A 13,590-nucleotide genomic window follows, 5' to 3' on the forward strand; every position below is an offset into this window, starting at 1 on the left:
GACCGTCCAACTAATCCCTTGCCTCTCTGTGCTACCTCCGATCTGACAGAAGCGCAACGAAAGGAATTGAATAGCCAGGCGTCGCAGGCACTAGCCGCAAAACGGGCATCGAATGCGGTGTTCACGTCTATAACCTACGTACCTATTCGACCGCACATCCTTCGTAGAAGCGATGGCAGCGGTGGTATGTCGCTGGCAAGTATTAACAAGGTCATTGCCATTACCAATAGCTACTACCTTCAAAGTGGTTTTGGTATCCAGTTTTATTTCTGTGGAACTTCTCCCGACTATGTCGATAATGACACGCAATACAACAGTTTCAGTGATGAAAATGCAGTAACGCAGGGCCATGACGTGACTAATGCGATGAATCAGTATTACGTCAACTCATTTGCATCGGGTGCCGGAGGTTACGCTTATTACCCGGCGAATGGTTTATTCTCCACCCGCTCTTTCATTTTGAATGAATCCTGGAATGAAGACGACCTGGGAAATCGCCTGCTTCCTCATGAGTTAGGGCATAATTTCAACCTTGTTCACACATTTGGTCAGGTACCCGGAAACGGAACCTTAGGATCGGGAACGACGCTTGAGCTGGTTACACGAGGAACCGGAGCCAACTGTACAACAGAGGGCGACTACATCTGCGATACGCCCGCTGATCCGTATAATAAGCCAGGCGCTACCCTTACGACTGTGAACGGCTGCCCACAATACGATCCGGCCAGTACCGCCCGCGATGCCAATGGTCTGCCCTACACGCCCTCTATAAGCAATATCATGTCGTACTATTTCCCGTGTACCCATGATTTCACGCCGGGTCAGTACGATCGGATACAGGCAGGATTAGCCCTGCGTCAGACGCATACAGCCTATTCACTGGATTGCCCGCCTACGGCAGTTCCACAGCCGACCAATCTGGCCGCATCAGTTGCTACAGGGAATGTTACACTAACCTGGCAGGATAACGCCAATAACGAAATGGGGTATTTCATTGAGCGCTCTCTGTCGGCGGCATCAGGTTTTTTACCCATTGGGGGCGTAGGGCCGAACACAACCACATTTACAGATACAAAGACAGCTGCTGCAACCCTTTATTACTACCGCATTCGACCATCCAATTCAACCACATCCGGGGTCAGCCAAATCATTGGTATCCGATCAGGTGCCTGTCGGCCAACGTATGCCTATTCCTGCAACTTTGCCGATGGACTGGCAAGCTTTTCGTTAAACAATAATTTTCTGAGTCAGAATTCGGGCTGCTCGCCCAATGGATATAGTCTGTCTAGCGCACTATCGACAACGCTGGTTGCCGGGAAGTCGTATCCAGTATCAGGCCAACTGCTGTCGAACGGAGACCCGCAGAGTGTGACGATCTGGGCCGACTTAAACCGGAATGGTGTCTTCGAAACCAGCCTGGGCGAGCTTATGTACCAAACACCCGCTCTTATATTCACTTCTTTTTCGGGTACCCTTGCCTTACCCGCCAACCTGACGGCGGGTACGCTTACGCTTCGGGTTGCGGTATTGTATAACGCTTTTCAGAATGACCCATGCGGCACCTATCCCTATGGCGAAACGGAAGATTACGTAATAAGCACGGCTCGTTCTACCGACCTTAGCTTATCCTTACAAATCAGTAACAGAAAGCTACTTATCAACCAACCGGTAAGTTACTCTCTCACGCTTCGGAACGCAGGACCCAGCGACGCAACAGGCATCAGTTGGCAAAACGCCCTGCCAGCTAATATGAGCTTTGTTAGTGGAGATGCCAGTGTTGTCAGTTCAGGTACAGCTGTGGGCGTTAGTAATTTATCACTTGTAAGCGGCACATCAGCATCATTCGTTTATCGACTAAAAACGGGGCAGGAGGGTACATTTGTTAATGCGGCTCAAATAATGGCCAGTAACGAGCCAGACCCCGATAGCCAGCCCGGCTCGGGTACAGGCGATGGCCAGGACGATGCCGCCACCGTGGATGTACGGACAACATCGGCTAGCACCGTATATACATCACCCAATCCAAACCAAACGCCATTACCACCGGTGTTATCAGGCCAACCCACACCCGACCCGGCAAAAGCGGATTTATCGCTCGCCATGAGCGTCGATCAACGAACCCCCGCACCTGGCCAGAATGTCACTTTCACCATCATGGTCAGCAATGCGGGTGGCCTGACAGCAACAAACATCGTTGTGCGCGACACCGTGAGAGGATTGACATTAACGCCCTTGCCAGCGGGAGTGACCGTTGTGAGTTCAACCGGAAGTTATACAATTATTCAGGGCACAATTGCCTCACTGGCCAAAGGAGCGTCGGCTCAACTGACGTTTACCGGAAAACCTATCCTGTCCGGATACCTGACTAACGTAGCGCAAGTATGGTCTGTCGACAATCAGGACCCCGATTCCAAACCGGGATCGTCGACACCAACCGCCAACAACCTGAACGGAGAAGATGATGTAGCCTGGGTCGATTTAAAAGTACGCTGATTTGGTGGGGTGGTTAATGGTCAGTGCGTTATTGGCTTTTATATAAGACGTTACTAGTAACCAATAACGCACTGACCATTAACCACTAACCAAACTCTACTTCTCAAACGGCCACTGTTTACGGACTCCAGCCGATACCAGAAAGGCGATAATTCCCAGGCCAATGACGGTCAGTCCGGAAAGCATGAACTTTGTTCCGGTTGAGAAGAAGATGAACAGCCATATGCCAATGACCAAGATTACCGGCAACGGATAAAGTGGCATCCGAAAGGGAAACTCCGAGGCTGCCCGCCTGCGGTGAAGCAACATCAGCCCAATAGCCTGGCCAACAAATTGCACTACAATCCGCATGGCCAGAATAGCCGTGATGACATCGCCTAATCGAAACAATAAGCTAAAGACAAACCCCAGCCCTCCCAGGAAAAGGAGCGAGATATACGGAAACTGTCGGGTGGGGTGCAATCGGGCAAAAATCCGAAAAAACTGACCATCGGCAGCGGCAGCATAAGGCACCCGCGAGTAGCCCAGCAAGACCGCAAATAACGACGAGAAGGCCACCAGCAAGACAAGTACCGTTGCCAGTCGGGCCGCCTGAGGACCATACAGCGTTTCTACGAAAGTACTAACGATGAACTCACTGTTCTGAGCAACTTTCCAGGGCACCACGCTTACCACGCTCAGGTTCATCAACAAGTACAAAGCCGCAATCCCAAAAATTGAGATGAACATGCTGGCCGGAATGTTGCGGGTGGGCCGCTGAATTTCGCCCCCCAGATGGCAAACGTTATAATACCCCAGGTAACAGTAGATGGTTTTGACCGATGCCTGTCCCAGACCAGCGGCCAGCAAACCACCGCTTACGGAGCCAATGGACTCAAATGTTTCGGCCAGTGGAATTCGTTGGTTGCTCAACCCGCCAATGATGATCCAGCCGAGGGTTACCAGAACAGCCCCCCACATTACCAGACCTATTTTACCAATCGAGTCGATTTTCCGGTACAATAGCACGATGATTACCAGCACGACCCCGCCGGAAACGGCTTTTCGTTGCCAGTCTTCGAGGGGCATCAGGTAAGACGCATACTGTGCAAAGCCAATAGCCCCGGATGCCATAACCAGCGGGGCCTGAATAAGCGTTTGCCAGACGTACAGAAAGGAGAGCAACCGGCCCCATTTTCGTTCGCCGTAAGAAATCTTCAGAAAGTTATAGCTGCCACCCGCCTGCGGGAAAGAAGCGCCCAGCTCCGCCCAGACAAACGCATCGATCAGAGAGACGAACGCCCCTAATACCCAGGCCCACAAAAAAAGCGGGCCACCCAGGGTTTTAATCACCAGCGGCAACACAACAAAGGGGCCAATGCCCACCATGTCGATCATATTGAGGGCCGTCCCTTGCAGAAGGGTAAGCCGACGGGGTAAAGCAGCCGATGCAGCATCGGAAGGTTGATCGGTGGAGGGTGCGTTACTCAATAGCGTACTGGCTACAGGGCTAAAAACAGGTATTCGCTTAAGAAAGGCTAGAACTTCTTTAAAAGTTCGAGAGACGTATGATCTACCAAAACAAAAGATTCCCCGTGAATGTACCGGGCGTTGACCTCGATACGACTCACGGGGAATCAGATAATGTAACGTACTGACTTAGTTCATCAGTTGATCGAACGTCAGGCTGATGTAATAGGTCGACCCAACGTACGAACTACCATACGCCTGGAAGTAAGGCTTCCCGAACAGGTTGGTTGCACCCACTTTCACAATCGACTTAAGGCTCGATACCTTGTAGTTAACCTGCGCATCGAAATTGCTGATAGCCGGTACAATTGTTTTCTCGTACAAATTCGGAACCAGTTCGGTAGGTACCGCAAAACCCTCCCAGGTAAACGAATCCTGATGTTTAAAGGCAACAGCAAAGCCAATATTCGAGCTGGCCATAGGCCGTTTGCTAAAGCCTAAGTTCCAGCGATATTCCGGCGTGTTGAATCCCGACGTCTGTAACTCCGCCGTGGGCGTAAAGTTATTGAGCTTATTGTTAGCCAGATTACCGGATATACCATAGCCCTTTGGCAACTGGTAATTCAGCCCCAGTGCCCAACCCGATGTATTGATTTTTTCGCTGCTGTTGGCAGGCATCGAATACGCATTACGCGTACCGCCACTCAACACACCAGATGCCAGCGGCAGCCCCGCAGCTACGGGAGCCGTCGGCTGAAGCAGAATAACACTTCCAATGAAGTTTGTATAAACACTGTAGTAATAATAAGCATCAATAAACAGACGCTTACCAAGTACGCTCCGGTAACCAATTTCATAACTGGCCACCCGCTCTGGCTTGAATGCCTGACGCTGGTAGGGTTTCAGGTTACCGATATTGCTGTTAATGGCTACGGCCGTCACGGCATTATTAATGTTAGCAGCGATCTGGCCGGGCAGTACCGTTGGCAAGGTAGTGGCAACGCCGTTCTGAATAGCGGCTGCGGCTGCGCTGGCCGGAATCTGCCCAGCGGCTACAGCGGCATTCACCTGTGCAGTAACGGCGGCTGTTACCTGCGCAGTCACCTGTTGCGTAATGAGCTGTACCGCTGCCTGCTGCACGGCCGTATTGGAGGCACTGGCTGTGATAGCAGCACCGATAGCGGTTACGTCAGTACGCGAGTAGGAGTTAGCCAGATTGTAGCGATCCGAAAACTCAGGTAAACCACCAATCAGGCGGGCTAGTGGAGTTTTTAGGTCGATGTACTGGTTTTGCGTGGTTGGAATACGGAAACCGGTCTGGTACGACAACCGGATATTATGTTCACCGAAGGTTGCCACAGCCGATACACGGGGCGTAAACTGACCCTCGAAATTCTGGTTTTTGTCGTAGCGGGTCGAAGCCGTCAATTTCAGGTGTTCGTTGAATAACGACTTGCTGGCCTGTAAGAATCCACCGAACTCCGTAATGCCAATAGTGCCATTGCGGCCGGCAGCCTGGTCTGCAAAGAGCGTCCCCTCCGAAGCCAGCTGGTACTGCCGGTAATTGGCTCCCACCAGTACATCGGCAAATTTGATCTGATTCTTGAAGTTGTACAACCCTTCAACGTGGTATAGGTTCGATTTGTCGGAGAAAGCTCCGCCCCCCTGGCTGATGGGTGTCGAGTTTAATTTATTGTACAAAGTCGTATAGGCTTCGGTACCGGGTATCGGGCGACCCTGATCGGCTACGCCACGGGCAGCCAACTGGGCCGCATCATCCGTCTGACCGGCTCCCCGAGCAGCGGCATAAGCCCCAACGTACTGCCCAAACCAGGTAGCACTTGGTTTCCAGGCTTCATTAAAGCCAATGCTGGCCAAACCCGCCGTAAATGATTTACCCGAACGCTCCTGCGTCGTGTAAGCACGTATCATAAAGTTATCGCCACGCAGTTCGAGTTTAGCCTGGGCTATGCTGAAATCCCGTAACGAATACCGCCCGGTGGCCGTATAAACGGTTGTTCCGGTGCCGTAATTCAACTGGCCAATGGCTTCGATTTTATCCGTAATCCGGTAGTGCAACGCCCCGTTGAACTTAAAACTTTTGGTATTGTAATCAACCAGATTTGCTTCGGGGTAACCCGTACGGCTGACGTTAACGTTAGGCAATATGTTTAAGGCAGCCGCCGGCAGAAGGCCCGCACCAATCAACGCCTGACCCACGGTCCGCATGTTTTGCTGGTTTTCATCGCCATATACGTTCACTCCATCGTAGTTGATAGCCGTACCCGCTCCCCGGTTGGGATCAGAACTTCCACCACCGTTCAGGTTCGTATAATTCGTTGCTTCCCAATCCTTCGCCTTTATGTAAGACAGGTTCATCTTGAAAGCGAACTTGTTGTTGAACGCTTTGGCGTACCGAATTGAGGCATCGTAAAAACCCGTCGTGGACGTTGTCCGATTCGACGCATCCATAAAACCTGTTTTCACGTTGGCGCTCAACCCCTGATACAGGAACGGACTTTTGCTATTGATCAGAATCAATCCCTGAATGGCATTGGGGCCGTAGAGAGCAGAAGCTGCACCGGGCAAAATCTCCACGCTTTCAACGTCCTGCTCCGGAACACCCACGATATTGTCGACCGGGAAGTTCAGGCCCGGTGCCGAGTTGTCCATACCATCGATCAACTGAACCGTGCGCGGGTTACCCGTTGCGCCAAAGCCCCGTAGGTTTATCGACTTGAACAACATCCCCTGGGTAGCCACATCGACCCCTTTTACGTTGGCCAATCCATCATAAAAGTTAGCTGACGGAGTAGACTGAATAGCCCGAATATCCATTTTCTCGACGGATACCGGCGATTTCAATACGCTTTCTTCGACCCTTGATGCCGATACAACTACCTCCTGGCCAATGGTGACCTGTTCCTTCAAACTTACCTTTAAGTCTGTTCGGTTGCCATTAATGACGTATTCTTCCGTCTCAAAACCAACACCAGAGATGGCAATGGTAAACGGTGTTGGCGTGTTTGTGGTGAAGGAAAAATTTCCTTGTTGGTCGGTAATGGTGCCGATGACCTTCCCTTTTACAGCGATACTTATGCCCGCCAACTCTTCTTTTCTATCATCGGCAATTACTTTTCCGGCTACTTTCGTTTGAGCTACTGCGTTGAAACTCAACACGCAAAATAGTCCCATTAATAGAAGTAAATAAGTAGTAAAATGTTTCATAGGTTTCCTTTTGTCAATTACGTGTCTTTTTTACGCTTGCTACTTTGCTATAAACTTACGCATAAGTCTTCTTTTTGTACAAATCTTTCTTTTAATTATTAATTGTCTGTCTACTCTATATACATGACTTTGTTTATTGACGGACATGCAGTTAGTAAAACACAACCCCTAGTTACTTTACAATCAGACCATTTTCCCTTCATAATCTTTCTGCTGTATGACAACGGAATCTAACCAGGATCGCCGGAATTTTTTAAAAACTTCCGGCTTATTAACAGGTAGTGCTCTACTGGGTAGCTTACCATTTCAGGCTCAGGCCATGAGCAAAGGTCCAGGCTATCACTTCTCTGTGAATGACACCATTAAAGTGGCGCTCATCGGATGCGGAGGCCGTGGAACAGGAGCCGCGCAACAGGCACTCAACACAAAGCAAAACGTTAAGATCGTTGCCCTGGCCGATGCCTATCGGGATCGGCTGGACGATGCCTACAAAGCACTGACCGAACGGGGTTTGAAAGCTGCCGATGGTACGCCCAAAGTAGACGTGCCCGAAGATCATAAATTTGTAGGTTTCGACGCGTACAAACAGGCGATGGCCCTGGCCGATGTGGTTATTCTGGCGACTCCTCCAGGCTTCCGACCAAGCCATTTTGAAGAAGCTGTTCGTCAGAACAAGCAGGTGTTTATGGAGAAACCCGTAGCCACCGATGCACCGGGCGTTCGACGGGTACTGGCCGCTGCCGAGGAAGCCAAGCGGAAAAAACTGAACGTAGTCGTTGGTTTACAGCGTCGCTATCAGCCCAGCTACCGCGATATGATCAAGCGTATTCACGATGGCGCACTAGGCGAAATCGTGGGCGGATCGGTCTATTGGGTAAGTGGTGGCGTGTGGCAGAAGCCCCGCAAACCCGGCCAGACAGAAATGGATTACCAGATGCGCAACTGGTATTACTTCAACTGGCTCTGTGGCGACCATATCACGGAGCAGCACGTTCATAACATCGACGTAGCTAACTGGGTGAAAAACAGTTATCCCGTTTCCTGTCAGGGTACCGGTGGCCGTCAGGTAAGAAACGGTAAAGACTACGGCGAAATCTTCGACCACCACATTGTCGATTTCGTGTATGCCGATGGTACAACCATCAACAGCCAGTGCCGCCACTACGAAGGTACTTATAGCCGGGTAGACGAAATGTTCCTCGGTACCAAAGGCAAGGTTGAGGGTATGGAGAAGAAAAGCAGCGCCCTGATGAGCTACAGCGGCCAGGCGATGTACACGCACAACGCGAAAGAAGATGGCAACCCGTACCAGATCGAACACGACGAACTGTTCGACGCCATTGCCAAAGGCCAGTACAAATTTGCCGATGCCGAGCGCGTTGCCAAAAGTACCATGACCTCCATCATGGGTCGTATGGCTACGTACTCCGGCAAAGTGGTGAAATGGGACGAAGCCTTAAGCTCACAAATCGACCTGTTCCCGGCAACACTCGCCTGGGATGCCATGCCCAAGAGCCTGCCCGATGCCAATGGATTGTATCAGATTGCCGTACCCGGTAAAACAGTGACGGTGTAAGGAAATTCAGCACGCGTAGAGACGCAATACCTTGCGTCTTTTTTTATCGAAACAGAGAGACGCAATACCTTGCGTCTTTTCTTATCGAAACAGAGACGCAAGGTATTGCGTCTCTACAAACAAGGGTTAACTGCTTTAGGGCTGTTAGCCCTTTTGTTTTAACCCTTCAGATGCAGCCTCACCGCCCGTATCGGATACGAGTCAAACCATATTTACGACTCGCGATTCTCTAAAAGTCGGCCGACTGCCACTTTCTCAACTGCCCTTTTTTATTCTCCAGAATGAGCAGTTTCACATCCGGAAAGCGCTTAATTAGTCGGCGGCTTTTCGTGAGGCCGGCCACGCTGAATACTTTGGTGAGCGCGTCGGCGCGGTAGCCGTCTGGAGCCAGCACCGTTGCCCGGACGAAGTGCCGCAACCCCAAACCCGAGCGCGGATTCATGATGTGTGAATAGCGTCGGCCTTTGTGTTCCAGAAAGCGATAGGTGTCGCCGGACGTGGTGATGGCAGCTTTTCGGATTAAGATCGTTTTGGTATCGGCATCGCCAGATTGGCCGGAACCAATCTCAACGCGCCACCCCCGGCTGCCCGGAGGAGCCTCATCGGCCAGAATATCCCCGCCAATATCGACCAGCGACGAATGAATCCCATACCGATGGAGAACCTTCTGCGCTTCATCGACGGCAAACCCCTGCCCTATTCCACCAACGTCCAGCCGCATACCCGGTCGGCGCAATCGTACGGAGTGCGTTGCACTATCCAGTTCCATGAGTTTATACCCCACGGCCCGTCTGGCCCGACGCCGTTCCTTATCCGTTGGAAACTCCTTCCGCCGAACGGCCCGTCGCCAGAGTAGCGACAATGGCCCAACGGTTGGGTCGAAGCGCCCGTTTGAAAGCCGGGCGATGGTTTGCGCTTTCTGCAGAACCTCGAACAACTCCACCGAAACGGGCACCCACTTACCGGAACCTGCCGTTTGGGATAACCGATTGATTTCGGAGCCGTCCATGTAATCGCTCATGATCTGGTTCAGCGAGTCCATCCGGGCCGAAACAGCCGTGTTTACCCGGTGTGCGGTCAGGCTGTCGGGGGCGTAGAAAATGACGTTGAACTGAGTACCCATCAGGCCCCGGCGAAAGATAAAGCGAGCTGTACCCGATTGAGCAAACGCACAGGACGGCCGGAGGAAGGTTACCAGGATTATACCGAGTAGAAAGCGAAAAGATAAACGTGTATTCAACGTATTTTTGCGGGGCAGTCTGACCAAATTGACTTACCCGTGGTTACTATAAAAAATAAATACATCCTGCTGGCCGCCGGATTCTGGCTATCGGGCCTGGCCCTGACGTTACTGGGTGCTTACGGAAAAAGCCATCAATGGGCCTCCACCGGTACTTTACTGACAATTGGCATTTCAGCGCAGGCCATTGGCTTCGGTTTTCTGGGATTCGCCATCATGCAGGCGGTTTTCAGGAAAAAGTAGCCCGCTGATGATGACGATCATACCAGCGGGCCAGTTTCCTTAAGACTGGAACAAGTCCCGAATAACAAACTGGAAGTCGGGCACAACGGGTGCTGCCGAACAGACGTCTTCACCTTTATAAACCTTTATATCATCGGGTGAGGTGTAGGCATATATCTTTTGTTGTTTCGGGGCGATATACCACACCAGTTTAACCCCCGCATCGAAGTAATCCTGTACTTTTTCAAGCACATCATTCTGCGATTCGGAGTCGGACAAAATCTCGATAGCAAGTGGCGGCATAAACCGTTTACCTGTTTTTGCATCTCGGATTTGCTCATCTGTAAAAACAGCTAAGTCAGGAATACGCTTACGGAAGGTATCAATGTAAGCATCTCCTTCCGATAACATCTCGGCGCCTTGCTGGTACAATTGTGTTTTGGCAAATGCCCGCATTAAAAACCGGGCAATAAACAACTCCTCCTGTTTCATAGATGGCTTTCGGATGATTCGCCCCCGGACAAACTCGTAGTTTGCATCCGTTTTTTTGCGCGAAAGCCATTTCTCAAACTCAGCAACCGTCTGCGGAGCCGATGGGCGTTTTCTGCGTGAAGGCATTGCGGTTGTTTCCATGTTGAGTGTTGCTGTTTATCAAAGATACTGATTTTGACCAGAGTAGTTGTCGATGTTCTTTTTGATCGCTACACCTGAGCCACTTTACCGCGCAGGTACATATCGGCCAGTACCAGCGCGGCCATGGCTTCTACAATGGGCACAGCGCGCGGAACCACGCAGGGGTCGTGCCGCCCCTTGCCCGACACCGTTACCGGCTGGCCATTTACATCCACGCTATCCTGATCCTGCATGATGGTAGCTACCGGCTTAAACGCCGTTCGGAAGTAAATATCTTCGCCGTTGCTGATGCCGCCCTGGATACCGCCCGACTGATTGGTTTTAGTACGCACCCGCCCCGATTCCTCGGTGTAGAATTCATCATTGTGCTGAGAACCCCGCAGCGCGACACCCGCAAATCCGCTGCCGTACTCAAAGCCCTTTACGGCGTTGATGCTGAGCATGGCTTTACCCAGCTCCGCGTGGAGTTTATCGAAAACGGGTTCCCCCCAACCGGCGGGCGCACCCGTAATGACGCAATCGACAATACCGCCAATGGAATCGCCCTGCTTCCGGATATCATCGATGTACTGAAACATCTGCTCGGCCGTTTCGGGGTCGGGGCAGCGAACGGCGTTTTCTTCGGCCAGCGCCAGATTTAACTCCGTGTAATTTTTCTCCAGTTTGAGTGTGCCCACCTGCGACACATACGCCTGAATCTGAACACCCTGCTGGGCGAGGAGCAATTTAGCAACGGCTCCGGCAGCTACCCGAGCCGCCGTTTCCCGCGCCGACGACCGTCCGCCACCCCGATAATCGCGGGTGCCGTATTTGGCCTGGTAGGTGTAATCGGCGTGCGACGGACGAAACTGTTCGGAAATATGGCCGTAATCTTTGCTCCGCTGGTCGGTGTTGCGGATAACCAGCGCAATGGGCGTTCCCTGCGTGTGGCCGTCGAACACACCCGACAGCACCTCAAACTCGTCGGCCTCGCGCCGTTGGGTGGTAATACGCGACTGGCCGGGTTTGCGCCGGTCTAATTCGTGCTGGATAAAATCGGTATCGAACGGTAATCCCGCCGGACAGCCATCAATCACAACGCCAATGGCTGGCCCGTGCGACTCACCGAATGTAGAAATCTTAAACTGAACTCCGTATGTGCTACTCATGCTGCTGACTGGGGAATGCCTCCCCGCTTTTAATTAACTCCAGGATATTGACCTGTTAAGGGAACAACCCCTAAGCTCATTCCCTTTATTTTTCTGCTATCGCTTAATCAATACAAACACCATCCCCACTAACATCAACATAATTAATACGTTAGCCACAGATCGAATCAAGGCAGACACACTAACGGGTTGCTGGCTGCTGTCCATCAATTCAATACCGGTATACAGCGAATTGCCGACCGGGGCACCCGGAATAGCCTCGCCATTGGCAATCGCTTCGCCAGTTGGTATACTGACGGCATTGGCAACAGCCTCTTCAGTACCGCCAACCCGAAGCGCCAACTGGGGCCTGAGGGTATCATAGCGGGCTCTTTGTGGGTCGAAGTAAATCCATTGAAAGTGATTTGCCAACGAAACGGTGCCATTTTGATGAGGGACAACGAAATAGGTGAACGTTTTACGGCCCCGTATTTCGTCGCCAGCGTGGTTTACCGTGTGCCGTTCTTCGGGTGGAAATATATCTAATTCCGTACGGTCATCCGGACTTGACGGCCCCGGCAGGGTTGCAATATTGCCGCGTCCGGTAATGGAAAACGTATACCGCACGCTTTTACCTACCCCAACATTTTTCTTCTCCAGTCCTTCTTCCAACTGAAATGTCCCCACGGCTACACGGCCCCGCAGCGGATGAACAGGCAACGGCCGGACGGTCACCGTGAGCGGCTGGCTGGTGAACCCAACAAGTTCGGGCTGCGACGCCGGGGGGCCAACAACCGGCCGACGGCTGAGCTGAAGCGACACCGCAGGCAACCGTATGGTTTGACTCGACAAGGGAAAAAAGACGGACTCAAAGAGCCGATACTCCCGAAACTTCTTATTGTTGATGACAACCGAAATAGGCTTCAGGTCATTAATTGGCACGTTTTCTTCCCAGGAATTAGCCGGACGGATTTTCCGGGTAATGCCCTGAAGCTGCTTGTCGAGGGCCTGAAAGCTGAGTTCGTACGGGTAGTTGTCAGCTACGAAAAATGATAAAGTCAGCGCAACGCCATCCCCGGCATAAAGTGACGGTTTTGAGGCCCGAAAAGACAGGAATGCAGCTCCGTTGGGTGCTATGTCGACCGTATTTGCTGTGGCGCTTTCGGGGGCAGCCAGCCCTGGAGTTGGCAATACAGTCAGCATGGCCCCATCGGAGTGAATGGTTTCACCATTGACAACGACGGAGAAGGGCATCAGCCGAAAACGACCGGGAGCACGTGCTTTATAATTCTGCGTAATCACCTGACTGGTAACCGACTTTCCATTTATTTCAAGGGGCGTCACGCTCGTGGAGGTACCTCTTTTTATAAAGCCCGGTATGTCTGGAAAGGCAATGGTAGCGCGGGTTTCGCTGTTCGGAATAATCAGCGAAATGGTAAAAGTCCGTTCAATCGGAAAACTGGTTTCCCCCAGTTCAATAGAAGCAACATTGTCAATAGATTGTGCAAAACCAACGGTTAGGACACAATAAAATAATACAAGAATATTTCGGAATATTACAAGGAACATTCTTATTTTTGAACAACAAAAGTATGAGGTAAGCCGTTACGAGTTGAGGGATC

At 51.5% G+C, this 13,590-nt stretch carries 9 protein-coding genes; 3 read left to right on the forward strand and 6 right to left on the reverse strand.

All coding sequences use genetic code 11. The features are described from left to right. The first annotated feature begins 18 nt into the window (after positions 1–18). Entirely contained in the window at positions 19–2,493 is a 2,475-nt protein-coding gene (locus tag CRO74_RS22915; protein ID WP_245877959.1) for a GEVED domain-containing protein, read from the forward strand. A 96-nt stretch (positions 2,494–2,589) separates the two neighbouring features. Here CRO74_RS22915 and CRO74_RS22920 read toward each other — a convergent pair whose 3' ends face one another. Further along, positions 2,590–3,963, reverse strand: a complete 1,374-nt coding sequence (locus tag CRO74_RS22920; RefSeq protein ID WP_097129279.1) for an APC family permease — start codon at positions 3,961–3,963, stop codon at positions 2,590–2,592. 168 nt (positions 3,964–4,131) lie between these two features. Beyond that, on the reverse strand, positions 4,132–7,170 hold the full coding sequence (locus tag CRO74_RS22925; RefSeq protein WP_245877960.1) for a carboxypeptidase-like regulatory domain-containing protein: 3,039 nt from the start codon (positions 7,168–7,170) through the stop codon (positions 4,132–4,134). Between the two features lie 217 nt (positions 7,171–7,387). On the opposite strand from CRO74_RS22925, the gene CRO74_RS22930 reads away from it, so the two are divergent. After that, a complete protein-coding gene (locus tag CRO74_RS22930) occupies positions 7,388–8,746 on the forward strand; it encodes a Gfo/Idh/MocA family protein (RefSeq protein ID WP_097129282.1) in 1,359 nt (452 codons plus the stop codon). 229 nt (positions 8,747–8,975) lie between these two features. Here CRO74_RS22930 and CRO74_RS22935 read toward each other — a convergent pair whose 3' ends face one another. Continuing rightward, on the reverse strand, positions 8,976–9,986 hold the full coding sequence (locus CRO74_RS22935) for an FAD:protein FMN transferase (protein WP_097129357.1): 1,011 nt from the start codon (positions 9,984–9,986) through the stop codon (positions 8,976–8,978). Between the two features lie 39 nt (positions 9,987–10,025). On the opposite strand from CRO74_RS22935, the gene CRO74_RS22940 reads away from it, so the two are divergent. Further along, positions 10,026–10,229 carry a hypothetical protein gene (locus CRO74_RS22940; RefSeq protein WP_097129284.1) on the forward strand — a complete coding sequence of 68 codons (204 nt, stop codon included), beginning with the start codon at positions 10,026–10,028 and terminating at the stop codon, positions 10,227–10,229. Between the two features lie 39 nt (positions 10,230–10,268). Here the strand turns inward: CRO74_RS22940 and CRO74_RS22945 are convergent, their stop codons facing one another. The 3 genes from CRO74_RS22945 to CRO74_RS22955 all read right to left on the reverse strand — a co-directional run bounded on the left by CRO74_RS22945 (position 10,269) and on the right by CRO74_RS22955 (position 13,537). Then, on the reverse strand, positions 10,269–10,841 hold the full coding sequence (locus tag CRO74_RS22945) for a Uma2 family endonuclease (RefSeq protein ID WP_097129286.1): 573 nt from the start codon (positions 10,839–10,841) through the stop codon (positions 10,269–10,271). Positions 10,842–10,909: 68 nt separating this feature from the next. Further along, positions 10,910–11,989 carry a chorismate synthase gene (gene aroC / locus CRO74_RS22950; RefSeq protein ID WP_097129287.1) on the reverse strand — a complete coding sequence of 360 codons (1,080 nt, stop codon included), beginning with the start codon at positions 11,987–11,989 and terminating at the stop codon, positions 10,910–10,912. Positions 11,990–12,085: 96 nt separating this feature from the next. After that, positions 12,086–13,537: a BatD family protein gene (locus tag CRO74_RS22955; protein ID WP_097129289.1), complete on the reverse strand. Its 1,452-nt coding sequence runs from the start codon at positions 13,535–13,537 to the stop codon at positions 12,086–12,088. Positions 13,538–13,590 lie beyond the last annotated feature (53 nt).

This window comes from Spirosoma fluviale, assembly GCF_900230225.1.
Lineage (GTDB): Bacteria > Bacteroidota > Bacteroidia > Cytophagales > Spirosomataceae > Spirosoma > Spirosoma fluviale.